Here is a 23,057-nt window from a genome sequence, read left to right as displayed (position 1 = left end):
GGGTGTTCATGAGTTTTTTGCATGCACCACAGCGCCCATTGTGGGAGCGAGCTTGCTCGCGATAGCGGTGGAAAGTGGATTACAACCACCGCGGCGTGGTGAAGAACGAGGCCATTTCCGAGCGGGCCAGTGCCGCGCCGAAGTACGGGCCTTGGACATGGTCGCAGGCCACGTTCCGCAGTTGACTGAATTGCAGGGCGTTTTCGATGCCTTCGGCGGTGACCATGAGCCCTACGCTGCGGCTCAACCGGATCATCGCCAGGACGCCTTCCTTGTCGTCCTCCAGGCCCAACTGCGAAAGGATGTTGCGATCGAAGCGGATGCCATCGAACGGCTGGTCCAGCACCTCGCGCAGGGAGGCGATGCTGGTGCCGAATTTGTCGATGTTGATCCGCACGCCGAGGTCCTTGAGCGCATGGAGGGTGCTGGCGACGGTCTTGTGGTCGGCCAGCAGGACCCCTTCGGCCACTTCCAGGGTCAGCCGGTGAGGCGCCAGGCCGCTCGCTTCGAGGGCCTCTTGCACCTGGTCGAGCAGGAAGTTGCTGTTGAACCACCGGGGTGAAACCGCGATGGAGACATTGACGGCGCTCGGCCAGGTCGCGGCCTCTTCGCAGACATTGATCAACATCCAGGTACCCAGCTCTTCCAGTTGGCCCGAGGTTTCGGCCACCGGTATGAAGTCGCCCCCAGCCAGCTCACCTTTCTCGGGATGGTGCCAAAAGGTCTGGGCTTCGAAACCGTGCAGCTGCTCGGCGCTCACATCGAAGCGAGGCAAGTAGCGCAGTTCCAGTTGGTCCCGCTGCATGGCGTCGCGCAGTTGCTGCTCGTATCGCCGCCGGTCGCGGGCCAGGTTGCCCATGGCTTCCACATACACGCGCCAGGTGTTGCGGCCTGCTGCCTTGGCCGCATACAAGGCGATATCGGCGTGGCGCAACAGTTCATCGGCGCGTTCGTCGCCGGGCTGCGCCCAGGCAACGCCGATGCTCACCCCCAGGTACAGCGTGTTGCCGTCCAGGTGCATGGGCCGTTGCATGCAATCGATCAGCCGTTCACACAGTTGATCGAGATCGTCGGCGTCGCCGGGGTCGGGCATGACAATGACAAATTCGTCACCGCCCAGGCGCGCCACCAGATCGGTGCCACGGACGTTTTGCTGGAGGATATGCGCCACTTCCCTGAGCACTTTATCGCCCACGGCATGGCCGAGGGAGTCGTTGACCGGCTTGAATCGGTCCATGTCCAGGTTCAGCAGCGCCAGAGGCGGGCGATCAGGTCGGCCCAGGTGTTCGCGCAGGCAATCGAACAAGCGGTTGCGGTTGGCCAGCCCAGTCAGCGGATCATGCAGGGAAAGGTGCTTGATCTGGGCCAGCGCCCGCAGCTCGTCGGTGATGTCGGTGGCGGTGCCGCGAAAACCCAGGGTGCCGGCCTCGATGGCCCGTACCGACAGTTTGCAGGTGCGGATGCGCTGGTTGCGCGCGGTGTACTCGCACAGCAGCGGTGCCGAAGAGAGGCTGTTGGCCCCGCCGAGCAGCCATTGAGCAATCGAGATCGAGCCGCCATGGGGGTGGAGCAGCCGTTGCAGAGGTTTGCCCAGCCATTCCGTGGGGCTGAACCCGGTCACTTGTTCGAAACGCTCCGACAGGTAGGTCAGCGTCCCGGTCGAATCGACCTCCCACAACCAGTCGGATGAGACTTCGGCAATGTCGCGGAAACGTTCTTCACTGCGTTCCAGCGCCTTGCGGTGGGCCAGCAGGCTGGCGTATTGGCTTTCCTGGGCGCGAAACATCACTAAGGCATGGCGCAGGACGGCCAGCGCCAGGATTCCCAGCACCAGTAACGCCAGGGCCAGCAACGGCAGCAGCACCTTGCGCAGATCCTGGCCCGGAGTTTGTGGTCGCCAGGCCAGGGCCTCCAGGGTCAGGTTGTCGAGCAGCAATTGGGCGGTATCGGCTGGGCCGGGTGTCCTGGCGATATGGGCATCGGGCAGGGCGAAGTCCCGCGCCAGGTTTTCCAGGGCGCCGGGGTCCAGGACCTTGACGAAGAGCATCAGGCTGGGCGGGCCGGGAATTTGCGCCACGCTGTTGTCCGTGCCGGTGGTGATGGCGGACACGGCGACGAACGCCGGGGCATCTTCGTGATGCAGCATCTCGACGACCACTTCGTCGTGTTTTTCCTCGGTGCTGGCTTTGTTCCACAGGGCGCGCAGGTCGCCGGTCAGCCAGGTGTCGGCATCGACGTCGCTCATTTGGCCATCGATCACCGAATAGACGGTCTTGCCGGTTGGGGAAATGACAAACACCGCCTGGTAACCGTAGAGCGAATACACGCTGCTGCCGACGTTTTCCTGGTCATAGGCCCATTCCTTGTCGACCTTGACGTGCAGGTGCCGGTAGGCGTCGCTCCATTTGGAATAGTCGCTCAGGTCCCGGCCGATGCCGGTGCGGATCCCCTCGATGGCCCGCTGGGCGAAAAACAGGCTCTGTTCACGGGAGCGTCGGTCCTGGGCGCCGGTGATGTTGAGCAACACGGCGATTGCCAGTGCGGACATGACAAACAGCAGGAGCATGATGGCCGGAAAAGTGCGACGGGTGAAGCTACGGGTTGGCGAGCCCGGGGAAAGGACAGTCGAGTCGTTGCCAGCATTTTCAATCATAAAGATAAGTCATCAGCCAAAAAGCGATTTCACCCGCACGTGTCTTATATCGGCGGGTGGGCTGATTTACTGAGTCGTGTTGACGAAGGGGCCGACAGGCTGCGTCGTATTCGTCAGGTGCGGGCCTTCAAGCGTGAGGCCCACTCGAGGGCGACATCCCGTTGGCGCAGGGAATTGACCCCGGCGGCGGCCAGTAGGGCAATGAATGCGGCCAGTGCGGCCAAGGCCATGTCCTTTTGCGAGTCCCACGGGTCTTGTTGGGCGCCGACAAAGGCCTTGGCGGTGTCGCCCCCGATATAGGCGCCGCCCAGCCATTCGATGATCTCGTAAATGGCCGACGACGCGAGGATCAGGCTCCAGGCCAGGAAATAGCCCCTGAACCCCGTCGCTGGCGCAACCCGCAGCAAAACCTCGCGCACCGGATACGCCAGCAGCAGGCCGTAGCTGAAGTGCACCAGCCGATCGAATTGGTTGCGTTCGAAGCCCATGAGCTGATCCAGCGACGGCCCCCCGGTCAGGGCCTGCCACCACGAGTTGTAAGGTACCTTGGCATAGGTGTAGTGGGCGCCGACTTCATGGATGCAGAGGAACACGAACAGCAGCGTGGCGGAAAGCCGGGAAAAGCTGAACCGTCGATGAACGGTCACCAGGACGACCAATAACGCAATGACCAGCAGGTTCTCCGCCAGCCAGTCGCTGCGTTTCAGCGGCGCGATGGCCAACCATCCCCACAGCACGCAGAACACCAGCAGCAGGGACCGTTCATAGCGACGATGCAGCTCAACGGTTGGCATCGCGTCAGCCTCACTCTTTATCCGTGCGATGGCCCGGCAGCAAGCTGCTCAGTACCTGCTTGGCGGTCTCGACCACGATGCCTCGCTCGTTCGGATCGCCCTGGAGCAGGGTCGAGGCAAATTTCTTCGCCTGTTCCAGCTTGATGTGCGGCGGCAGCGGTGGCACGTCGGGGTCGGTGCGAAACTCGATCAGCACCGGACGATCCGCCGCCAGCGCGGTTTCCCAGGCCGTGGCCACGTCGTCCTCATGCAGTACCAGGATGCCCTTCAGGCCAATGGATTCGGCGAACAGGTGGTAGGGCACGTCGGGGATGTCCTGGGAGGCGGCGAATTTCGGATCGCCCTCCATGACCCGCTGTTCCCAGGTCACCTGGTTCAAATCGCGATTGTTGAACACCGCACAGATCCAGGTGCCGTTGGCCCAGGTGCGCCAGTACTTGGCGACGGTGATCAGCTCGGCCATGTTGTTCATCTGCATGGCGCCATCGCCCACCAGGGCGACCACCGGCCGCTGCGGATGGCAGAACTTCGCCGCGATGGCATAGGGCACGGCCGCGCCCATCGACGCCAGGCCACCGGACAGCGAACACATCATACCGCGACGGATCTTGATGTCCCGGGCGAACCAGTTGGCACAGGAGCCGGAATCGCAGGTGATGATGGCGTGCTCCGGCAGCCGTGGCGACAGTTCGAAGGTGACCCGCTGCGGATTGATCGGCTTGGCCGATACCCGGGCGCGTTTTTCCAGGGTCCGGTCCCAGCGTTCCCGCCAATGCTCGATTTTCTTGCGCCAGGCTCGGTCGGTTTTTTCTTCGATCAGCGGCAGCAGGGCGCGCAAGGTGTCGACACTGTCGCCGTGCAGGCTGACTTCCATGGGGTAGCGCAGGCTGAGCATGTCTGCCTGAATGTCGATCTGCACGCCCCGGGCCTGGCCTTCAGGGGGCAGGAACTCGGCGTAGGGAAAGCCGGAGCCGATCATCAGCAACGTGTCGCAGCCGGCCATCAGGTTGTCGCTGGGTTCGGTGCCGAGCAGGCCGATGGTGCCGGTGACCCAGGGCAGGTCATCCGGCACGGCGGCCTTGCCCAGCAGCGCCTTGGCCACGCCGGCGCCGAGCCTCTCGGCGATGGCGATCACCTCGTCAGTGGCGTGCAGTGCGCCGGCGCCGACCAGGATGGCGACTTTCTTGCCGGCATTGAGGACTTCGGCGGCTTTGCGCAGGTCCTCTTCATAGGGGACGATGCTGGGCTTGCGGTAGCCGACGCCGGAGTGAACCGTACCGTGCTTGTGAGGTGGCGCGGTGTATTCCATCTCCTGGAGGTCGTTCGGCAGGATCAGCGCCGTGACCCGGCGCTCGCCTATCGCCGTGCGTACGGCGCGGTCCAGCAGGTGACGCACCTGGGCGGGCACGCTGGCTTGCTGCACGAACGCCCCGGCCACGTCCTTGAACAGACTGACCAGGTCCAGTTCCTGCTGGTAATGCCCGCCCAGTGCGGCGCGCGCCTGTTGGCCGCTGATGGCGAGCACTGGCATGTGGTCCATCCGGGCGTCGTAGAGGCCGGTCACCAAGTGGGATGCTCCGGGCCCGGAGGTGGCGATGCAGACCCCCAGCTCGCCGGTGAACTTGGCGTGGGCACAGGCCATGAACGCGGCCATTTCCTCGTGGCGGGCCTGGATGAAGCGGATTTTTCCCTGGGCGCGGTTCAAGGCGCCAAACACGCCGTTGATGCCATCGCCCGGATAGCCATAGATACGGCGAACCCCCCATTCATAAAGACGTTCCACCAGAAAATCACCGACGGTCATGCTCATGTCTGTCCCTCGTTTCAGGCTGCGGTCGCTCGGCGCGACGTGCAGCGGTTGACGTTCATACAAGACTTGACCGGCGCAGACCTTCCAAGGTTTCGATTTTTTCAACCCCAGGGGCCTGAGGCCGGGCGGGCGTGTATCGCAGTGTGTACCGCACAGGCCCGGATACACCTGCTTGACGAAGGCCCAGGCCGGCGACACAGGCCGGATACACACCGGCGATTAACTACGCCAGCCAGCCGACACCGAACCTCGGTGCGGATGACTGGCACCTTAATCGTCAATCGTCAATCGTCAGAGGAATACCCATGCTCAACTTCTCCCGTCATTCGTCCCTTGCACTTGGCCTGGCCCTGGTCGGCGGTCTGGGTCTCTCCACGGCGGCTTCGGCCTTGACCATGAACGACCTGGCCCAGGGCTACACCCTGGCGGCAGCCGATACCGTGAAAAAACCCGCCGAAGGCAAGTGCGGCGAAGACAAGTTCGCCAAGACCGATACCAACCACGATGGCCAGGTCTCGCGGGACGAGTTCATCGTCGCTGCACCGGAGCGCGCGGCGGAGTTCGACAAGATCGACGCCAACCACGACGGCGGCATCTCATTGCCGGAAGCCAAGCAATACCTGTCGGCCCAGGCGAAGACCGCCGAAGGCAAATGTGGCGAAGGCAAGTGCGGGGCGGCTATCGAGTCCTGATTCGCCCCGGGTGGTGAGCCTGATGAGTTGATGCCAGCCCACTGAGGTTCGATTTCCACCGTCGGGTGGCGTTCGCTCCATGAGGCTCTCCACATCTCGTTTCCTCAGGAGATGTGTCATGTTGAATTTACCTCAACCCTCGGCAGGCCTCGGCCTGCGCCGGGCCTTGCTCGATGAGCTGCGCCAGGCACCGGCCGGGGATTTCGATTTTCTCGAAGTTGCCCCGGAAAACTGGATCGGAATCGGCGGCCCCCATGGGGCCGCCTTGCATTCGCTGGCCGAACGTTATCCGTTGACGTGCCATGGCCTGTCGTTGTCCCTGGGTGGGCCGGCACCGCTGGACCTGGCGTTTCTCGGCCAGGTGCGCGGGTTTATCGAGCGTTTCAACGTGCCGCTCTACAGCGAGCACTTGAGCTACTGCGGCGATGACGGGCATCTGTATGACCTGTTGCCGCTGCCCTTTACCGAAGAAGCGGTGCACCACGTGGCGGCGCGGATCCGCCAGGCCCAGGATGTGCTGGGGCGCCGCCTGGCGGTGGAAAACGTCTCCTATTACGCCGCCCCCCAACAAGACATGAGCGAGCTGGAATTCACCCGGGCGGTGTTGCGCGAAGCCGATTGCGACCTGTTGCTGGACGTCAACAACGTCTACGTCAACTCGATCAATCACGGTTTCGATCCCCAGGCATTCCTGGCGGGCCTCGAGCCGGGGCGGGTGGTCGCGATGCATGTGGCCGGGCATTACGATGAGTCCGATACGCTTAAAATCGATAGCCATGGCGCACCGGTCAAACCGGCGGTCTGGGCGTTGCTGGCCCAGGCCTACGCGCGTTTCGGCGTGCAGCCGACCTTGCTCGAACGGGACTTCAATTTCCCGCCCTATGCCGCGCTGGTGGCCGAATTGCAGACGATTCGCCAGTTGCAACACCCCGCCGTCCCCCGGCAGGCGGTGAGCCATGGCTGAGGCCCGGCAGACGCTGCATCAGCAGCAACAGGCGCTGACCCGTTACCTGCGCGACCCGGAACACTGCCCGGTTCCGACCGGCATGGACGCGGCGCGGGCGCAGGTGTATCGCGACCTGATCTTCGAAAACATGCGTTCGCTGCTCAGCGGCACTTTTCCGGTGCTGGTGAGCGTGCTGGGGCAGGAGCAATGGCGTGCGTGTGTGCGCCGGTTCCTGCGCGAACACCGCTGCGTTACGCCCATGTTCGGTGAAATCGCCGAGGAATTTGTGACCTACCTCGGGGCCCACCTATCGCCGGACTGGCCGCCGTTCGTGGCGGAGTTGGCGCATTATGAGTGGGTCGAGATGGCGCTGCTGCAATCCGAGGCCGAGCCGTTGCTGATTCATGATGAGGCCGCCTTGCTCGATCTGCCGCTGCGTGTCTCGCCCCTGGCCTGGCCGCTGGCGTACCAGTGGCCGGTGCATCGCCTGGCCCCGAGCTACCAGCCCTCGACGCCACCGGCACAGCCGACGCTGTTGCTGGTGCGGCGCACGCCTGGGTTTGAGGTGCGCTTTGCCGAACTCAGCCCGTTGGCCTGGCGCCTTTTGCAGCGCATCGAGGAATATCCCGGGTTGGCGGGGCGAGGGCAGCTGCTGGCGTTGGCGCAGGAGGCGGGGGTGGCTTCGTTCGAGTTCATGGACAGCGCCGTGGCGCTGTTGCGGCGGATGCAGGAGCAAGGGGTTGTTGGCGTGCAGCCACACCCCGTCAATTAAACCCAACCCTGTGGGAGCGAGCTTGCTCGCGATGGCGGTATGTCAGTCACTGTGAGGTCGACTGACCCACTGCTATCGCGAGCAAGCTCGCTCTCACAAGGGATTTTTGTCAGGCCTTGCTTGGGTGAGGCAGGCCGCTGTTCAGCACGGCATCCACACTCAGCTTCCCAGCCCCTTGCAGCCCCAACGGCAGCAACGCCACCAGATAGATCGACGGCAGCTTGAAGTTGCCATGCCCCTTGTTGGTAATCGCATAACCCTGGGCCAGTTCGCTCAAGCTCGACCAGTCCGCCGGCCAGTGCACGGCAGCGGTCGCCACCACGGTGACGACGATCAGCACCAGCGCCGACAGGCGCGTGCCCAAGCCGATCAACAGGGCGATGGCACCGATCAGTTCGGCCCACATCGCCAGTTCCCAGTTCCACTGGGCCGGCACATGGTCGAAGGGGAACGGAAAGGCGGACTGGATCTCGGCGAACCAGTTCTCGCCATTCCATTTTTCCAGGCCGGATTCGAAAAACTCCCAGGCCAGGAACAGGCGCAGGCCCAGCGGCGCGAGCCAGGCGCCTGCCTGATCGAGATGCAGGTGCAGTGTTTTCAGCACGTTTGAATACATGATCGGCCTCCCTGGGCTCAAGCGTGTTGCGGCCGTTGGCGGCGCTGCGTGGCCTGGGCCAGCTTGCCCACCAGGCGGATGGCGGTGGCGGCGCAGATCAGGCCGAATGGCAGTACGTACCAGTCGCTCATGGGAATGCGCTTGAAATTGGAGTAGGCAAAGATCGCCGCCAGTACCCACATACCGGTGACATGCAGGCGCTTCCAGGCCTTGAAGCCGATCAGGCGCGTGGTGCTTTTGAACGAGGTCAGGGCCAGCAGCAGGATGAAGACGTAGCCCACGGTGCCGGGCACGTTGCCGAGGGTGGTGCGGCCGGGCCAGAACTCGGTGTTGAGCTGGCCGTAGCTGTAGATCAGCACCGCGTGGACCAGATGGGAGAAGGCAAACGCCAGCCCGATGAAACGCCGTTCGCGCACCAGCGAGCGGCTCAGGGGCGAGGGCACCAGCACCGCGAATGCCGAGGCGGTGAAGGCCAGCAAGAAGAGGAAGAAGGACGAACGAGCGGTGGCGCGAATGGCGCTGCGCACGCCTTCGGTGAGGTCAGGGTTGAGCACCAGGATCAACCCGGTCATCAACAGCACCAGGGCGGCGAGCAGGCTGAACAGCGACCAGCCCTGGAAACGTAGGGGAGATGCAGTTGCGCTAGGCATGTAAAGGCTCCTTGGATGTCGAGGCCCGGTCGTGATGGCCGCCGGGGTACGAGGAGTCTTTCAAACCGGTGTAAGCGGGGTGTGTCCGCAACGCAGTCTCGTGCAAGTTTGTGTATGCCCATCGTCCGCAGACACACTGACATACAAACCCGCCTCCAAATCCAATACTCCACAGGCGGATTGGTAAGACATCAATCTGTGTAGCGCCTCGGATCAGTGTGGGAGCGAGCTTGCTCGCGATGGCGTCAGGTCAGTTGAACGGATGCCGGCAGATACACCGCTATCGCGAGCAAGCTCGCTCCCACAGAGGTTGCTCGTGTCAGCTTGCGAATGCCAGGCGCAGCTCGGCGCATAGGCCGCCGCCGTCGCGGTTGCTCAGGGTCAGTGAGCCGCCCATGGCGATCGCCAGTTGCTGGGCGATGGCCAGGCCCAGGCCGGTGCCACCGGTTTCCCGGTTGCGCGAGCTTTCCACCCGGTAGAACGGTTTGAGCACCTCGGCCAGTTCCTGCTGGCTGATCCCGGGTCCACGGTCCAGCACCTGGATCGCCAGTTGCCCGTTGGCGGCCGGTTGCACTTGGATCTGCGCCGCGCCGCCGAATTTCAAGGCGTTGTCCACCAGATTGACCAGCACCCGCCGCAGGGCATGGGGGCGGGTGTCGATGACCGCGGCGTTTTTCCCGCACAGTTGCACGTCCTTGCCGGTGTCCTGGTAGTCGAACACCAGGCTGTCGAGAAACGCATCCAGGCTGATCCGGCAACTGGCCTCGGTGGCGCCATGGATGCTGCGGGCATAGGCCACGCCTTCACGCACCAAGTGTTCCATTTCGCTCAAGTCGCTCCACAGTTTGTCCCGCTCGATCCCTTCGTCCATGAACTCGGCGCGCAGCTTCATGCGCGTGATGGGCGTCTGCAAGTCATGGGAAATCGCCGCCAACAACTGCATGCGCTCCTTGAGGTAGGCGGCGATGCGGTCCTGCATGGCATTGAAGGCCTTGGCCGCATGCACCACTTCGGTCGGGCCCTTTTCGTCCAGGCGGACGCTGTGGGCATTCGGGTCGAGGGTTTCCACCGCTTGGGCCAGCCGGGTCAGGGGGCCGACGGCGATGCGCACGGCCAGCCAGGTGCAGCCGATCAACAGCGCCAACTGCCCCAGCAGCACCATCGGCAGCCAGGGGGAGAGGGGCGCCATCGCCGGACGTACGTCGATGGTCAGCGGGCTGCCGTCCCCCAGGCGCAAGAGCGCCTGATAGTGCATTTTCGGCCCGGGAATCTGCTTGAAGGTCAGGCCATAGGCCTGGCCGATGGCTTCCTGGATCGAACTGACCGAGATGGGTGCATCGGCAAGATCCATCGGTTGCCCGGGCTGGCCTTCGTCGAGCTGGTAGCCATAGTTGCGCCGGGCGAGTTTCGGCAGCCAGGCCGGGCGTTCGGCGGCAGGCAGGCGGTCGAGAATGGCGACGGAGGTCGAGACATCGGTTTCCAGGTTGCCGAGCATGGTCGACTTGGCACTCTGATAGCGCTCGTAGTATTGGACACCGAAGGACAGGCCCTGGGCCAGGATCAGGCCGATCAGGAAAATCAGCGACAACCTTGAGGCCAGGGTTCGTGGCCAGCGCAGCGACAGACTCATACCGAGGCCTCGAGGATCTCCACCGGCAGCGAGAACACGTAGCCTTCGCTGCGCACGGTCTTGATGTAGGCCGGTTCCCGGGCGTCGTCCAGCAGGCGTTGGCGCAGGCGACTGACCAGCAAATCGATGGAGCGATCGAACAGGTCGGCGTCCCGGCCCTGGGTGAGGTTAAGCAACTGGTCGCGGTTGAGCACCCGTTGCGGATGGTCGAGGAATACCCGCAACAAACGATATTCGGCACCGCTCAAGGCAACCATGGTGCCGTCGGTGTCCAGCAGGTGGCGGGCGGTGGTGTCCAGGCGCCAGCGCCCGAACGCCAGCAGGCGACCGCTTTCGGTGACCACCAGGTTGGGCGGCAACATGCGGGTGCGGCGCAGCACGGCGTTGATCCGCGCCAGCAGTTCACGGGCGGCGAACGGCTTGACCAGGTAATCATCGGCGCCCATCTCCAGGCCGATGATGCGGTCGGTTTCGTCGTTGCGCGCGGTGAGCATCAGCACCGGCGTGGCCTTGTGCTTGCCGGCACGCAGCTCCCGGCACAGCACCAGGCCGTCGTCGCCGGGCATCATGATGTCCAACACGATCAGGTCCACCGGGGTGGTTTCCAGGAAAGCGCGCATCTGCCGGCCATCGGCGACGACGGTGGTGCGCAGGCCATTCTTTTTCAGGTAGTTGCCAACCAGCTCTCTGATCTCGCGATCGTCATCCACTATCAACACGTGATCGACATGATCCATGGTGTCCAGCTCCTCGGCGTTTCGTTGTGAGCAGTCTACAGGCGCCGGCCGGCCCGGCTCGCGGCGGTTTGTATTGCAGTGTATCTGGCGCGCGACGGATACACAGCGATGCAAAAAGCCACGTGGCTCGATACAGACGCGATACCTGCGCGGCATTCAATGGCATCCATCGAGGCAACACAACGCAGCCTCGGCAGATAACCATTGAATCGAGGAATCGCCATGAACACCAAAGCCCTCTACGCCGCCTGCCTTTTCGCCGCGCTGAACATCTGCACCCTGTCGGCCCGGGCCGAAAGCAACGTGCAAACCCACAGCTACACCTACGGCACCCACCTGGACATCCAGAAGGTGCTTTCCCTGACCGAAGACGCCGAGCCGACCTGCGGTGTGGTCAAGGCCCATATGACCTACCTGGATTCGGCCGGCCACAAGCAAGCGCTGGACTATCGCAAGCTTTCCGATAACTGCAGCAACCAGAACTGAGATCAACACCCTGGTTATGGCTGCCAGGTCCCTGTGGCGAGGGGATTTATCCCCGCTGGGTCGCGAAGCGGCCCCCTTTATTTACCCGATGAGTCGAGTTGCCAGGATTTGGGCCGCTTCGCAGCCCAGCGGGGATAAATCCCCTCGCCACAAAGGTGCTGGCTCTTATTCATGTTTCAGCCCATTTTGAGGTGTTGCCATGCTTCTGATCGCTTTTCTCGGCGGGATCCTGACGATCCTCAGCCCTTGTATTCTTCCGGTGGTGCCGTTTCTGTTCGCCCGGGCCGATCGCTCCCGCGGCTCGGTGTTGTTGACCCTCGGTGGCATGGTGCTGACGTTCGCCCTGGTCTCCAGCCTGGCGGTGGTCAGTAGCGAGTGGGTGGTGCGCGCCAGCAATGTCGGCCGGCAAGTCGCCTTGGTGGTGATGGTGGTGTTCGCCTTGTCATTGATCTTCAGCCGGGTCGGCATCTGGCTGGCGCGGCCGCTGGTCAGCCTGGGCAATCGCCTGGACGCCGGGGCCGGGCGGATGGCCGGGCCGGTAGCCTCGGTGCTGATCGGGGTCGCCACCGGGCTGCTCTGGGCCCCGTGCGCCGGGCCGATACTCGGGGTGATCCTGACCGGCGCCATGCTGCAAGGCGCCAGCGCACAAACCAGCCTGCTGTTGCTCGCCTACGGCCTGGGCAGTGCCTTGTCCCTGGGCACATTGATCCTGGCCGGGCGTGGTCTGGTCGGGCGCCTGAAACTCTCGCTGCCGATCACCACCTGGTTGCGCCGGGGAACGGGGGCAGTAGTGTTGCTAGCGGCCGTGGCGATTGGCACCGGGGCGGATGATCGGTTGTTGGCGGCGACTTCCTCCCAACCCTCGGCCACCTTGGAACAAGGTTTGCTGAAGAACGTGCCCAAGGTTATCGATTATGTGGTGAGCAAGGCCGGCGCCAGTTCCATGCCGGCCCTCGAATCCCAGGGCGCCATGCCTGCGCTGGACGGCGCGGTGCAATGGCTGAACTCGCCGCCGCTGAGCAGCGAGTCACTGCGGGGCAAGGTGGTGCTGGTGGACTTCTGGACCTACGACTGCATCAACTGCCAGCACACGTTGCCCTATGTGAACGCTTGGGCGAAGAAGTATGAAAAGGACGGGCTGGTGGTGATCGGCGTCCACACCCCGGAATATGGCTACGAGAAGATCATCGACAACGTGCGCGAGCAGGTAGGCAAGCTGGATATCCATTATCCGGTGGCGATCGACAACCAGTATGCGATCTGGCGGGCCTTCAACAATCAGTACTGGCCGGCCCATTACTTCATCGATGCCAAGGGGCAGGTGCGCTACAGCCATTTTGGCGAAGGACGCTACGGCGAGCAGGAGCAGGTGATCCAGCAGTTGTTGCAGGAGGCGAAGATAAGCCAGTTATCTAATTAAAAATTGTTAAATATCAGTTGGTTGAAATTGTATTCTCTTCTTGTTTCTAGATTGTCGTGCCATTTGGGAACGGATGGCGCAGATAGTGAGGGCAAAGCCACAGGGGCCGCATGCAAATACTGGCCCCTTGCTCATTTGCATACGGTCAAACTTCTTTTCTTTCAGAAAGTTGGGCGACAAACCTATGCGTATTTCTATGTGGGTCGTAACGACGTTTCTCCTGGCCGCCGTCTCGCTTGGGGCCCAGGCCAAGGCGCTGACGCAGAACCAGCAGTCGGTGTGCCGCTGGGGTTCGGACATCGCGGCGGGCGCCCAGGCGTCGAAGCTTTCTGGCGTCAGCCTGTACGGCGCGCGCAAGAAGCTGCAAGTGCGCAAGTTTCCCCGGCCCTGGATGCGCATGACTGCCCTGGGCATTACCGAGCAGACTTACAACAGCGCTTCGCGTCTGAAGCCTGCCGCGGTCAAGCAGACCTATTACGAACAATGTGTCCGTCATGAGCTGGCACGCCGATAGGCGTCAGGCCGGGCTCCGGCCTGGCATCTCGATACCGTGCTGGTGCACCCGCCGATACAGGGTCGCCCGGGAAATGCCCAGGGCCCGGGCGGCGGCGGTGGGTTTCCAGCGGTGGCGCACCAGGGCATCGAGCAGCGCCTGGCGTTCCGGGCTGGCGCTTGGCTGCGGTCCATGATCGGCGGCGCCCGCGCGGTGCAATGACTCGGGCAGGTGGCTGAGTTGGACCACACTGGCTTCGCACACCGCGCAGGCATAGCGCAGCACATGGCGCAACTGGCGGACATTGCCTGGCCAGTGATAACCGAGCAGGCATTCCAGCGCCGCGCTGCTCAGTTGCACCGTCTCCCCACAGAGCGTCGACTCCTCGGCAAGCATTCGATTGATCAGCGCCAGCCGGTCGCTGCGTTCGCGCAATGGCGGTAGCTGGAAACGCGCGCCACCGAGGCGGAAATACAAATCCTCACGAAACTCGCCAGCGGCCACCAGGGTCTCCAGGTCGCGGTGGGTGGCGCAGATCACCTGGATGTCCACGGCCTTGCGGCGGGATGCCCCCAGCGGCGCCACTTCCCCCTCGGCCAGCACCCGCAGCAGGCGGGTCTGCAAGGCCAGCGGCATGTCACCGATCTCATCGAGGAACAAGGTGCCGCCATCGGCTTGTTGCAGCAGGCCTTGCATGCCTTTGGCCGAGGCTCCGGTGAAGGCGCCGGCGACGTAACCGAACAATTCGCTTTCGATCAGGCTTTCGGGAATGGCGGCGCAATTCAACGCCACGAAAGGGCGATCATGGCGCTGGCTGGCCTGGTGCAACTGCCGGGCGAACACTTCCTTGCCGGAACCGGTTTCGCCCTGGATCAGCACTGGCAGGTTGCGATCCTTGACCCGTACCGCCAGGCGCAGGCTGTCGGCCAGGCGCGGATCGATCTCGGCCGGCGTCATCGCCACCCGCGGACGCGGATTGGCCCGCTGGCGAGGCGCGCTCAAGCGGCCATGCAAAGCGTGATCGAGGAAGCAGAGGCCTTCGTCCCGGGCACGGTGCAGCCGCTGCTGGTCGAACACCTGGCCGATGTGTTGCGGCAACTGTCCGTAATGTTGCAGCAGGTATTGGCGGGCGGCCGGGTTCAAGGCTTGCAGGCAACCGTCGTCGTCCCAGGCGAACAGGAAGTCCGGCTGGCTGTCGACGTAGCCGGCGTTGCGATGGGCCCGCAGCACCCAGTAGCCCTGGGCACTGCTCAGGAAAAACGCCTGCTCGATCTCCCGGGCACTCTGCACCACCATTTGCCGGATCAGGTGCTGCGAGCGCCGATCATCCGGTGAGCGCACTGCCGACACGTCCAGCACCCCGAGCAATTCGCCCTGGGGGTCGAAGACCGGTGCGGCGGAGCAGGTCAGGCCAATGAACGCCGCGCGGAAATGGTCGCGCTTGTGCACCGTCACCGGGGCTTTGCCCGTGAGCACCGCCGCCACGCCACAGGTGCCTTCTTCACCCTCCGACCAACACGTGCCCAGGTACAGGCCGGCCTTGCGGCAGTCATTGCGGATCGTGGTTTCCACCCGATAGTCGATGGTCTGGCCCTGGGCATCGGTCAAGAGCACGCAGTAGTCGGCATCACGGACCCGGCCATGGAGACGGGCCACTTCTTCGCTGGCGATATTGAGGAACAGCTCGGAGCGCTCGCGGCATTGCTTGAGCACGTCCTGGGACAGGATGCGCGGGCCCTGCAGCGAACCGGGGTCCAGGTGATGTTGCTCCAGGGAGCGACGCCAGGAGTCGAGGATCAGGTCCGGGACCGGCAGTTGAGGCAATTGCGCCGCGTTTTTCACCACGCGGCTGACGCAATCCACGTGCGCCCGGGAGTGAGCGGAAAGCATAGGGCCTCCGATTCAGCTTCTTGTCGTTGTGCGCACATTAAGCGCCGTTCGCCGGATGCAGACAAGCACGACGGGTTGTTCGGCAGGTGTGAGACGCCACGTCTCAGCGTCTCGCCGCCACCTCGTGCAGGCTGACATGGAGCGTCTCAGCGGGGCTCGCCTGGCCTTATCGAACATCCCGCCTGGACCGCTCTGTTCCGGCTGTTTCCTGGGTTTTTCCGGTAACTGGCATCGCCCTTGCTCTACCCCAGGAGCCCGCCTGACGGGTCATCCAATAATAACAACGAGGTGCCTATGTTCTCCTGCCCGGGCCGTTCGCCTGTTCCTCCCGCGGTGGTGCCATGAGCCGCCGGCCACTGACCGTGGGCATCATCGCCAACCCCGCATCGGGCCGCGACGTGCGGCGCCTGACCGCCAATGCCGGGCTGTTTTCCAGCACCGACAAGGTCTCGGTGATCCAGCGCCTGTTGGCCGCTTTCGGTGCCACCGGCATCGAGCAGGTGTTGATGCCCACCGACATGATTGGCATGGCCGCCGCTGTGCTGAAGAACAGCCACAGCCGCCAGGCCCGCAGCAGTCACTGGCCGGCCCTGGAGTTCCTCGACCTGACCCTGCGCCAGACCGTCGAAGACACCCGCCGGGCCGCGCGCCTGATGGCCGAGCGCGAGGTGGCGCTGATCGCCGTGCTCGGTGGCGACGGCACCCACAAGGCGGTGGCCGCCGAAGTGGGGGACATCCCGTTGCTGACCCTGTCCACCGGCACCAACAACGCCTTTCCCGAACTGCGCGAAGCCACCAGTGCCGGGCTGGCCGGTGGGTTGTATGCCAGCGGCCGGGTCCCGGCGCAGATCGGTTTGCGCCGCAACAAGCGTTTACTGGTTTGCGACGCCGGACGTGGCCTGCGGGAAGTTGCCCTGGTGGATGTCGCCGTGTCGCCGCTGCGGTTTGTCGGCGCCCGGGCCATCAGTCGGGCACAGGACCTGGCCGAAGTGTTCGTGACCTTCGCCGAGCCGCAGTCCATCGGCCTGTCGGCGCTATGCGGCTTGTGGTTCCCGGTGTCACGTCAGGCACCGGGTGGTGCCTGGATGCGCCTGGACCCGCAATCTCCCGAAGCGCTGCTGGCGCCGCTCGCGCCGGGACTGTTGCAGGGCTGTGGCGTGCTCGCCGCCGGCCCCCTGGAACCCGGTGTCGCCCACGGCCTGTCGCTCTCCAGCGGCACCCTGGCCTTGGACGGCGAGCGGGAAATCGAATTCAACGTGCATGACCGGCCCACGGTCACCCTCGATGCCGGCGGTCCACTGAGCATCGACGTCAACGCGGTGCTGGCCTACGCCGCGCAACAGCGTTTGCTGGCCATCGGCCGCGAACACCCGCAACACCCTCTGAACCTTCAAGACACCCCTGGAGAATAAAAATGTCGACACCGCTCACCCACGATCAACTGCTGCACGCCTACCAGGTGATGCGCACCATCCGCGCTTTCGAAGAGCGCCTTCACGTGGAGTTCGCCACGGGTGAAATCCCCGGGTTCGTCCACCTGTATGCCGGCGAAGAAGCCTCGGCCGCAGGCGTCATGGCCCACCTGGGCGATGACGATTGCATTGCCTCCAACCACCGTGGCCATGGTCATTGCATCGCCAAGGGCGTGGACGTCTACGGGATGATGGCCGAGATCTACGGCAAGAAAACCGGCGTCTGCCAAGGCAAGGGCGGCTCGATGCACATCGCCGACTTCGAGAAAGGCATGCTCGGCGCCAATGGCATTGTTGGCGCCGGCGCGCCTCTGGTGGTCGGCGCGGCTTTGGCGGCCCGGCTCAAGGGCACCGACAGCGTCGCCGTGGTGTTTTTCGGCGATGGCGGCTCCAACGAGGGCGCGGTGTTCGAAGCCATGAACATGGCCTCGGTGTGGAACCTGCCGTGCCTGTTCGTCGCGGAAAACAACGGCTACGCCGAAGCCACCGCGTCCAATTGGTCGGTGGCCTGCGATCACATCGCCGACCGCGCGGCCGGTTTCGGCATGCCCGGCGTGACTGTCGACGGCTTCGACTTCTTTGCCGTGCATGAAGCCGCCGGGGCTGCCGTCGAACGCGCCCGTGCCGGGGAGGGGCCATCGCTGATCGAGGTCAAGCTGACCCGCTACTACGGCCACTTCGAGGGCGACGCCCAGACCTACCGGGCCCCCGACGAGGTCAAGCACTTCCGTGAAAACCAGGACTGCCTGATGCAGTTCCGCGAACGCACCACCCGGGCCGGCTTGCTCACCGTCGAGCAGTTGGACCAGATCGACAAGGAAGTGGACCTGCTGATCGAAAACGCCGTGTACAAGGCCAAGTCCGATCCCAAGCCCTCCGCGGCGGACCTGCTGACCGACGTCTACGTCAGTTATCCCTGAACGCCCTCCTGAACAACAAGAATAGAGAACTCCATCATGGCGAGAAAAATCAGCTATCAGCAGGCAATCAACGAAGCGCTGGCCCAGGAGATGCGCCGGGACTCAAGCGTCTTCATCATGGGTGAGGACGTGGCCGGTGGCGCTGGCGCCCCCGGTGAAAACGACGCCTGGGGCGGTGTACTTGGGGTGACCAAGGGTCTTTACGACCAGTTCCCCGGGCGCGTGCTGGACACGCCACTCTCGGAAATCGGTTACGTCGGTGCGGCGGTCGGGGCTGCCACCTGCGGCGTACGCCCGGTGTGCGAACTGATGTTCGTTGACTTTGCCGGGTGCTGCCTGGACCAGATCCTCAACCAGGCGGCGAAGTTTCGCTACATGTTCGGCGGCAAGGCTTCCACGCCCCTGGTGATCCGCACCATGGTCGGCGCCGGCCTGCGCGCCGCCGCCCAGCATTCGCAGATGCTCACGTCCTTGTGGACGCACATTCCGGGGCTGAAAGTGGTCTGCCCGTCATCGCCCTACGACGCCAAGGGCCTGCTGATCCAGGCGATCCGCGACAACGACCCAGTGATCTTCTGCGAGCACAAGTTGCTCTACAGCATGCAGGGCGAAGTGCCGGAAGAGCTCTACACCATCCCCTTTGGCGAGGCCAACTTCCTGCGCGACGGCAAGGACGTGACCCTGGTGTCCTACGGACGCATGGTCAACACCGCGATGGACGCCGCGCGCAGCTTGGCCGGGCGCGGTATCGACTGCGAAGTCATCGACCTGCGTACCACCAGCCCGATGGACGAGGACAGCATCCTCGAAAGCGTGGAGAAGACCGGGCGCCTGGTGGTGATCGACGAGGCCAACCCACGCTGTTCCATGGCCACCGATGTTTCCGCGCTGGTGGCGCAAAAGGCCTTCGGCGCGCTCAAGGCCCCGATCGAAATGGTCACCGCGCCGCACACGCCGGTGCCGTTCTCCGATGCCCTGGAAGACCTGTACATCCCTGACGCGGCGAAGATCGAGCAAGCCGTGCTCAACGTGATCGAGTGGAGCAAGCGCTGATGAGCCAGATTCATACCTTGACCATGCCCAAGTGGGGCCTGTCGATGACCGAGGGCCGGGTCGATGCCTGGCTCAAGGAGGAGGGCCAGGCCATCACCAAGGGCGAGGAAGTGATGGACGTCGAGACGGACAAGATATCCAGCAGCGTCGAGGCGCCGTTCTCCGGCATCCTGCGCCGGCAGGTTGCCCGCCAGGACGAAACCCTCGCGGTCGGCGCCTTGCTCGGCATCGTCGTCGACGGCGAGGCCAGCGACGCCGAGATCGACGCGGTCATCGAGCAGTTCCAGTCCAACTTCGTGCCCGGTGACGCGGCCGATGAAGACAGCGGCCCAACACCGCAGAAAGTCGAGTTGGACGGCCGGGTGATCCGCTATTTCGAGCGCGGCGAGGGCGGCGTGCCGTTGGTGCTGGTGCACGGTTTCGGCGGCGACCTGAACAATTGGCTGTTCAACCATGAAGCACTGGCCGCCGGGCGTCGGGTCATTGCCCTGGACCTGCCGGGCCATGGCGAATCGTCGAAAACCCTGCAACGCGGCGACCTGGACGAGCTGAGCGGCGTGGTGCTGGCCTTGCTCGATCACCTGGACATCAACGCGGTGCATCTGGTGGGGCATTCCATGGGGGGGGCGGTGTCGCTGAATGCCGCGCGTCTGATGCCCCAGCGGATACGGTCCCTGACTCTGATCGGCAGCGCCGGGCTGGGTGCGCAGATCAACGGCAGCTACCTGCAAGGTTTCGTCGAAGCGGCCAACCGCAACGCCCTCAAGCCGCCACTGGTGCAATTGTTCTCCAATGCCGAGCTGGTCACGCGGCAGATGCTCGACGACATGCTCAAGTACAAGCGCCTGGAAGGCGTGGACGCCGCCCTGCGACAACTGTCGGCGACGCTGTTCGCCGACGGCCGCCAGCAGGTGGACCTGCGCGAGGTGGTGCAGGCCGGCCACGTACCGACCCTGGTGATCTGGGGCCGCGACGACGCAATCATCCCGGCGGCCCACAGCGAGGGGCTGGATGCCCAGGTCGAAGTGCTCCCCGGCCAGGGCCACATGGTGCAGATGGAAGCGGCCGAGCAGGTCAATCGATCGATTATCGAGTTCATCGCACAGCACTGACCCAGCGGGCGGCGATGAATCGCCGCCCCATAAAATACTCTGGAGGCAACTATGAACGTTTCAATCAAGCCGACCCGCAGCATGCGCGCCGCCGTCTGGCATGGCCGCAACGACATTCGCGTCGAAGACGTGCCACTGCCGGTTTCGCCGCCCGCCGGTTGGGTGCAGATCCGCGTGCAATGGTGCGGCATCTGCGGCTCGGACCTGCATGAATACGTGGCCGGGCCGGTGTTCATCCCGGTGGACGCGCCGCACCCGCTGACCGGGATCAAGGGCCAATGCATCCTCGGCCATGAGTTCTGCGGCGAAATCGTCGAACTGGGCGCTGGCGTCGAGGGTTTCAGCGTCGGCGAACCGGTGGCGGCCGATGCTTGCCAGCACTGCGGCACTTGTTATTACTGTACCCACGGGCTCTACAACATCTGCGAGAACCTGGCCTTCACCGGGCTGATGAATAACGGTGCGTTCGCGGAGTTGGTCAACGTGCCGGCGAACCTGCTCTACAAACTGCCTGCCGACTTTCCGACCGAGGCCGGTGCGTTGATCGAGCCGCTGGCGGTGGGCATGCATGCGGTGAAAAAGGCCGGCAGCCTGTTGGGTCAGAACGTGGTGGTGGTCGGTGCCGGAACCATCGGCCTGTGCACGATCATGTGCGCCAAGGCGGCCGGTGCGGCCAAGGTCATCGCCTTGGAAATGTCCGGTGCCCGCAAGGCCAAGGCCCTGGAAGTCGGCGCCAGCCACGTGATCGATCCGAACGAGTGCGACGCCCTGGCCGAAGTTCGCCGCCTGACCGCTGGCCTGGGGGCCGATGTCAGTTTCGAATGCATTGGCAACAAGCACACCGCCAAGCTGGCCATCGACCTGATCCGCAAGGCCGGCAAATGCGTGTTGGTGGGCATTTTCGAGGAACCGAGCGAGTTCAACTTCTTTGACCTGGTCTCCACCGAGAAGCAAGTGCTCGGCGCGCTGGCTTACAACGGTGAGTTCGCCGATGTGATTGCCTTCATCGCCGACGGACGCCTGGACATCTCGCCGCTGGTGACCGGGCGCATTCAGTTGGAGGAGATCGTCGGGCAGGGCTTCGAGGAGCTGGTGAACAACAAGGAGCACAACGTGAAGATCATCGTGTCTCCCGCACGGATCTGAGCGCGCCCGGGTGGGCGATTTGGCGATGGCCGCAGCGGCCGTCGCCTTTTTTCCGGCGTAGCGCTTCAGTCGGGCCGATAGTCTCGCCAGACAGTTGCTTCGTTGAGTTGCAGTGTTTGTTCTTCTTGCTGCCGAAACCTACGGTCGCAGTCGAGGAAGAACTCATCGAGCTGCGGTGGCTTGACACCCGTGCCGCTGAGCATCGAATGCACCTGGCCGCGGTGATGGATCTGATGTTCGAACAGGTGCAGTAACAACCGATCGATTCGTTCGTGCACCACACCGTCGACCCGCACCAGCTCTACGCAGCGGGCAAGGTCTTTTTCCCGCAGTGATTCGCAGAAGGCCACCAGCCGCTGGTCGGTTTGAGCCTGGCTTTGCATGAGCTGGGCAAAGGGCAGGATCTCGGATAAATCCTTTATCTGGCCGTCCCGGTCGCCTTCCAGGGCGGTGAGGTAGTAACGGTCCACTTCCAGGATGTGGCAAAGCGTGGCTTGGATGGACGGGAAGAAACCCGTGCGCGGCGCGGCGTAGTCAGCCTCGCTCAACTGCGCGCAGGTGCCGAGCAGCCTGTGGTTGGCCCATCGGTTGTTCAGGGCCTGGGCCAGGAAATAATTCATGGGAAGCCTCGTCAAACTTTGTGGGAGCGAGCCTGCTCGCGATTTAGTCGGCACATCCAGCATAGTCGCTTCAGGCAGACCGCTATCGCGAGCAAGCTCGCTCCCACAGCTTGAATCCCATGGGCTCACTATCGCGTATTCACCATAAATCCCTGTGGGAGCGAGCTTGCTCGCGATGGCGGCGTCCCAGTCACCGCCAGTTGGCGCCATGCCCCCGGGTCAAAGCCCCACATCCGGCAACGCCGGCCGATTGGCCATGGCCTTGGCCATGATCTGCTCCACATACACCCGGTCCGCTTCCGGCAGGGCCAGGCGCGGTGGGCGGGTGAGGGCGCTGCCGCGGCCGGCGATGGCTTCGCACAGCTTGATGCATTGCACCAGATCGGCGCGGGCGTCCAGGTGCAGGATCGGCATCAACCATTCGTAGATCGGCATCGCTTCGGCAAAGCGTCCGGCGCGGGCCAGGCGGAAAATGGTTTCGCCTTCCTTCGGGAACACGTTGGACATGCCCGAGACCCAACCTTCGGCGCCCACGGCAAGGCTTTCCAGCACCACGTCATCGAGGCCTGCGAACAGCACAAAGCGATCGCCGACTTCATTGCGTACGTCGATGAAGCGCCGGGTGTCGCCGGAGGAATCCTTGAAGCACACCACGTTGTCGCAATCGGCCAGGGAAATCAGGATGTCCGGGGTCACGTCATTCTTGTAGATCGGCGGGTTGTTGTAGACCATCAGCGGCACATCGGCGTGACGGGCCACGTAGCGGAAATGCTCGGCGGTCTCGAAGGGTTTGGAGCCGTAGACCAGCGCCGGCATCAGCATCACCCCGTCGACGCCCACCTTGCGCACCGCGTTGGCGACCTTGGCGGCCTGCACGCTGGTGAACTCGGCCACGCCGCAAATCACTGGCACGCGGCCGCGGGAGGCGTCCACCGCCACTTCGGTCACGGCGATTTTTTCCTCGGCGCTCAGGGACGTGTTTTCCCCCACCGACCCACAGACCACCAGGCCGGAAACGCCGTCCCGAATGACGTTGGAAATCACTTGGTGGGTTTTTTCCAGGTTGATGGAAAAGTCATCGTTGAATTGCGTGGTGACGGCAGGGAACACGCCGCTCCAGTTGATGCGTTTGCTCATGGGTTGTC

The 23,057-nt window shown here is 63.7% G+C and carries 21 protein-coding genes; 11 read left to right on the top strand and 10 right to left on the bottom strand.

Annotated elements, in window-relative coordinates:
- Positions 1 to 79: 79 nt before the first annotated feature.
- From BM321_RS20940 to BM321_RS20930, 3 genes are all read right to left on the bottom strand, one after another.
- Positions 80 to 2,653, bottom strand: a complete 2,574-nt coding sequence (locus tag BM321_RS20940) for a bifunctional diguanylate cyclase/phosphodiesterase (protein ID WP_092327830.1) — start codon at positions 2,651 to 2,653, stop codon at positions 80 to 82.
- A gap of 113 nt (positions 2,654 to 2,766) precedes the next feature.
- Positions 2,767 to 3,447 carry a DUF2238 domain-containing protein gene (locus BM321_RS20935; RefSeq protein WP_092444491.1) on the bottom strand — a complete coding sequence of 227 codons (681 nt, stop codon included), beginning with the start codon at positions 3,445 to 3,447 and terminating at the stop codon, positions 2,767 to 2,769.
- Positions 3,448 to 3,457: 10 nt separating this feature from the next.
- Entirely contained in the window at positions 3,458 to 5,257 is a 1,800-nt protein-coding gene (locus BM321_RS20930) for a thiamine pyrophosphate-requiring protein (protein WP_092444489.1), read from the bottom strand.
- 305 nt (positions 5,258 to 5,562) lie between these two features.
- Here BM321_RS20930 and BM321_RS20925 point away from each other — a divergent pair, with 305 nt between their 5' ends.
- From BM321_RS20925 to BM321_RS20915, 3 genes are all read left to right on the top strand, one after another.
- The gene (locus tag BM321_RS20925) at positions 5,563 to 5,949 is read left to right on the top strand and encodes an EF-hand domain-containing protein (protein WP_092444487.1); all 387 of its coding nucleotides are present in this window, start codon (positions 5,563 to 5,565) and stop codon (positions 5,947 to 5,949) included.
- Between the two features lie 118 nt (positions 5,950 to 6,067).
- Positions 6,068 to 6,913: an HvfB family MNIO-type RiPP peptide maturase gene (locus tag BM321_RS20920; protein ID WP_092444485.1), complete on the top strand. Its 846-nt coding sequence runs from the start codon at positions 6,068 to 6,070 to the stop codon at positions 6,911 to 6,913.
- The gene (locus BM321_RS20915) at positions 6,906 to 7,667 is read left to right on the top strand and encodes an HvfC family RiPP maturation protein (RefSeq protein ID WP_092444483.1); all 762 of its coding nucleotides are present in this window, start codon (positions 6,906 to 6,908) and stop codon (positions 7,665 to 7,667) included. The genes BM321_RS20920 and BM321_RS20915 overlap by 8 nt, the downstream gene beginning before the upstream one ends.
- 109 nt (positions 7,668 to 7,776) lie before the next feature.
- Here BM321_RS20915 and BM321_RS20910 read toward each other — a convergent pair whose 3' ends face one another.
- The 4 genes from BM321_RS20910 to BM321_RS20895 all read right to left on the bottom strand — a co-directional run bounded on the left by BM321_RS20910 (position 7,777) and on the right by BM321_RS20895 (position 11,300).
- Positions 7,777 to 8,283 (bottom strand): HvfX family Cu-binding RiPP maturation protein, encoded by a 507-nt coding sequence (locus BM321_RS20910; protein WP_092444481.1) that lies wholly within the window; start codon positions 8,281 to 8,283, stop codon positions 7,777 to 7,779.
- Between the two features lie 17 nt (positions 8,284 to 8,300).
- Positions 8,301 to 8,933 carry a ferric reductase-like transmembrane domain-containing protein gene (locus tag BM321_RS20905; RefSeq protein WP_092444479.1) on the bottom strand — a complete coding sequence of 211 codons (633 nt, stop codon included), beginning with the start codon at positions 8,931 to 8,933 and terminating at the stop codon, positions 8,301 to 8,303.
- A 319-nt stretch (positions 8,934 to 9,252) separates the two neighbouring features.
- On the bottom strand, positions 9,253 to 10,563 hold the full coding sequence (locus BM321_RS20900) for an ATP-binding protein (protein WP_092444476.1): 1,311 nt from the start codon (positions 10,561 to 10,563) through the stop codon (positions 9,253 to 9,255).
- Positions 10,560 to 11,300 (bottom strand): response regulator, encoded by a 741-nt coding sequence (locus BM321_RS20895; protein ID WP_003202589.1) that lies wholly within the window; start codon positions 11,298 to 11,300, stop codon positions 10,560 to 10,562. The genes BM321_RS20900 and BM321_RS20895 overlap by 4 nt, the downstream gene beginning before the upstream one ends.
- 222 nt (positions 11,301 to 11,522) lie before the next feature.
- On the opposite strand from BM321_RS20895, the gene BM321_RS20890 reads away from it, so the two are divergent.
- The 3 genes from BM321_RS20890 to BM321_RS20880 all read left to right on the top strand — a co-directional run bounded on the left by BM321_RS20890 (position 11,523) and on the right by BM321_RS20880 (position 13,720).
- Positions 11,523 to 11,786, top strand: a complete 264-nt coding sequence (locus BM321_RS20890) for a DUF2790 domain-containing protein (protein ID WP_092444473.1) — start codon at positions 11,523 to 11,525, stop codon at positions 11,784 to 11,786.
- A 199-nt stretch (positions 11,787 to 11,985) separates the two neighbouring features.
- Entirely contained in the window at positions 11,986 to 13,206 is a 1,221-nt protein-coding gene (locus BM321_RS20885; protein ID WP_092444471.1) for a cytochrome c biogenesis protein DipZ, read from the top strand.
- Between the two features lie 184 nt (positions 13,207 to 13,390).
- Positions 13,391 to 13,720, top strand: coding sequence for a hypothetical protein (locus tag BM321_RS20880; RefSeq protein WP_060743197.1), 330 nt, complete (start codon positions 13,391 to 13,393; stop codon positions 13,718 to 13,720).
- 3 nt (positions 13,721 to 13,723) lie between these two features.
- Here BM321_RS20880 and BM321_RS20875 read toward each other — a convergent pair whose 3' ends face one another.
- Positions 13,724 to 15,589 carry a sigma-54-dependent Fis family transcriptional regulator gene (locus BM321_RS20875; RefSeq protein WP_092444468.1) on the bottom strand — a complete coding sequence of 622 codons (1,866 nt, stop codon included), beginning with the start codon at positions 15,587 to 15,589 and terminating at the stop codon, positions 13,724 to 13,726.
- Between the two features lie 341 nt (positions 15,590 to 15,930).
- Here BM321_RS20875 and BM321_RS20870 point away from each other — a divergent pair, with 341 nt between their 5' ends.
- From BM321_RS20870 to BM321_RS20850, 5 genes are all read left to right on the top strand, one after another.
- Positions 15,931 to 17,001: an ATP-NAD kinase family protein gene (locus BM321_RS20870; protein ID WP_092327847.1), complete on the top strand. Its 1,071-nt coding sequence runs from the start codon at positions 15,931 to 15,933 to the stop codon at positions 16,999 to 17,001.
- A 2-nt stretch (positions 17,002 to 17,003) separates the two neighbouring features.
- Positions 17,004 to 17,981, top strand: coding sequence for a thiamine pyrophosphate-dependent dehydrogenase E1 component subunit alpha (locus BM321_RS20865; RefSeq protein ID WP_092172937.1), 978 nt, complete (start codon positions 17,004 to 17,006; stop codon positions 17,979 to 17,981).
- 36 nt (positions 17,982 to 18,017) lie between these two features.
- Positions 18,018 to 19,034, top strand: coding sequence for an alpha-ketoacid dehydrogenase subunit beta (locus tag BM321_RS20860; protein WP_060742039.1), 1,017 nt, complete (start codon positions 18,018 to 18,020; stop codon positions 19,032 to 19,034).
- A complete protein-coding gene (locus BM321_RS20855; RefSeq protein WP_092444466.1) occupies positions 19,034 to 20,146 on the top strand; it encodes an acetoin dehydrogenase dihydrolipoyllysine-residue acetyltransferase subunit in 1,113 nt (370 codons plus the stop codon). The genes BM321_RS20860 and BM321_RS20855 overlap by 1 nt, the downstream gene beginning before the upstream one ends.
- A gap of 81 nt (positions 20,147 to 20,227) precedes the next feature.
- Complete coding sequence (locus BM321_RS20850; protein ID WP_256573465.1) at positions 20,228 to 21,292, top strand: 2,3-butanediol dehydrogenase; 1,065 nt, start codon at positions 20,228 to 20,230, stop codon at positions 21,290 to 21,292.
- A 65-nt stretch (positions 21,293 to 21,357) separates the two neighbouring features.
- On the opposite strand, the gene BM321_RS20845 is transcribed toward BM321_RS20850, so the two are convergent.
- Positions 21,358 to 21,912 carry a DinB family protein gene (locus BM321_RS20845; RefSeq protein WP_092444462.1) on the bottom strand — a complete coding sequence of 185 codons (555 nt, stop codon included), beginning with the start codon at positions 21,910 to 21,912 and terminating at the stop codon, positions 21,358 to 21,360.
- A gap of 219 nt (positions 21,913 to 22,131) precedes the next feature.
- Entirely contained in the window at positions 22,132 to 23,049 is a 918-nt protein-coding gene (locus tag BM321_RS20840) for a dihydrodipicolinate synthase family protein (RefSeq protein WP_092252247.1), read from the bottom strand.
- Positions 23,050 to 23,057: the final 8 nt, after the last annotated feature.

The sequence above is a fragment of the Pseudomonas sp. NFIX10 genome (assembly GCF_900111955.1).
In the GTDB taxonomy this organism is placed as follows: domain Bacteria; phylum Pseudomonadota; class Gammaproteobacteria; order Pseudomonadales; family Pseudomonadaceae; genus Aquipseudomonas; species Aquipseudomonas fluorescens_AA.
The sequence above is the reverse complement of the archived record's forward strand: the minus strand, read 5'-3'. Positions and strand labels throughout refer to the sequence as shown.

Excerpts from the sequence above, each read along its gene's own strand:
- BM321_RS20940 (WP_092327830.1), bottom strand. The coding sequence starts at position 2,653 with ATGATTGAAAATGCTGGCAACGACTCGACTGTCCTTTCCCCGGGCTCG.
- BM321_RS20935 (WP_092444491.1), bottom strand. The coding sequence starts at position 3,447 with ATGCCAACCGTTGAGCTGCATCGTCGCTATGAACGGTCCCTGCTGCTG.
- BM321_RS20930 (WP_092444489.1), bottom strand. The coding sequence starts at position 5,257 with ATGAGCATGACCGTCGGTGATTTTCTGGTGGAACGTCTTTATGAATGG.
- BM321_RS20925 (WP_092444487.1), top strand. The coding sequence starts at position 5,563 with ATGCTCAACTTCTCCCGTCATTCGTCCCTTGCACTTGGCCTGGCCCTG.
- BM321_RS20920 (WP_092444485.1), top strand. The coding sequence starts at position 6,068 with ATGTTGAATTTACCTCAACCCTCGGCAGGCCTCGGCCTGCGCCGGGCC.
- BM321_RS20915 (WP_092444483.1), top strand. The coding sequence starts at position 6,906 with ATGGCTGAGGCCCGGCAGACGCTGCATCAGCAGCAACAGGCGCTGACC.
- BM321_RS20910 (WP_092444481.1), bottom strand. The coding sequence starts at position 8,283 with ATGTATTCAAACGTGCTGAAAACACTGCACCTGCATCTCGATCAGGCA.
- BM321_RS20905 (WP_092444479.1), bottom strand. The coding sequence starts at position 8,933 with ATGCCTAGCGCAACTGCATCTCCCCTACGTTTCCAGGGCTGGTCGCTG.
- BM321_RS20900 (WP_092444476.1), bottom strand. The coding sequence starts at position 10,563 with ATGAGTCTGTCGCTGCGCTGGCCACGAACCCTGGCCTCAAGGTTGTCG.
- BM321_RS20895 (WP_003202589.1), bottom strand. The coding sequence starts at position 11,300 with ATGGATCATGTCGATCACGTGTTGATAGTGGATGACGATCGCGAGATC.
- BM321_RS20890 (WP_092444473.1), top strand. The coding sequence starts at position 11,523 with ATGAACACCAAAGCCCTCTACGCCGCCTGCCTTTTCGCCGCGCTGAAC.
- BM321_RS20885 (WP_092444471.1), top strand. The coding sequence starts at position 11,986 with ATGCTTCTGATCGCTTTTCTCGGCGGGATCCTGACGATCCTCAGCCCT.
- BM321_RS20880 (WP_060743197.1), top strand. The coding sequence starts at position 13,391 with ATGCGTATTTCTATGTGGGTCGTAACGACGTTTCTCCTGGCCGCCGTC.
- BM321_RS20875 (WP_092444468.1), bottom strand. The coding sequence starts at position 15,589 with ATGCTTTCCGCTCACTCCCGGGCGCACGTGGATTGCGTCAGCCGCGTG.
- BM321_RS20870 (WP_092327847.1), top strand. The coding sequence starts at position 15,931 with ATGAGCCGCCGGCCACTGACCGTGGGCATCATCGCCAACCCCGCATCG.
- BM321_RS20865 (WP_092172937.1), top strand. The coding sequence starts at position 17,004 with ATGTCGACACCGCTCACCCACGATCAACTGCTGCACGCCTACCAGGTG.
- BM321_RS20860 (WP_060742039.1), top strand. The coding sequence starts at position 18,018 with ATGGCGAGAAAAATCAGCTATCAGCAGGCAATCAACGAAGCGCTGGCC.
- BM321_RS20855 (WP_092444466.1), top strand. The coding sequence starts at position 19,034 with ATGAGCCAGATTCATACCTTGACCATGCCCAAGTGGGGCCTGTCGATG.
- BM321_RS20850 (WP_256573465.1), top strand. The coding sequence starts at position 20,228 with ATGCGCGCCGCCGTCTGGCATGGCCGCAACGACATTCGCGTCGAAGAC.
- BM321_RS20845 (WP_092444462.1), bottom strand. The coding sequence starts at position 21,912 with ATGAATTATTTCCTGGCCCAGGCCCTGAACAACCGATGGGCCAACCAC.
- BM321_RS20840 (WP_092252247.1), bottom strand. The coding sequence starts at position 23,049 with ATGAGCAAACGCATCAACTGGAGCGGCGTGTTCCCTGCCGTCACCACG.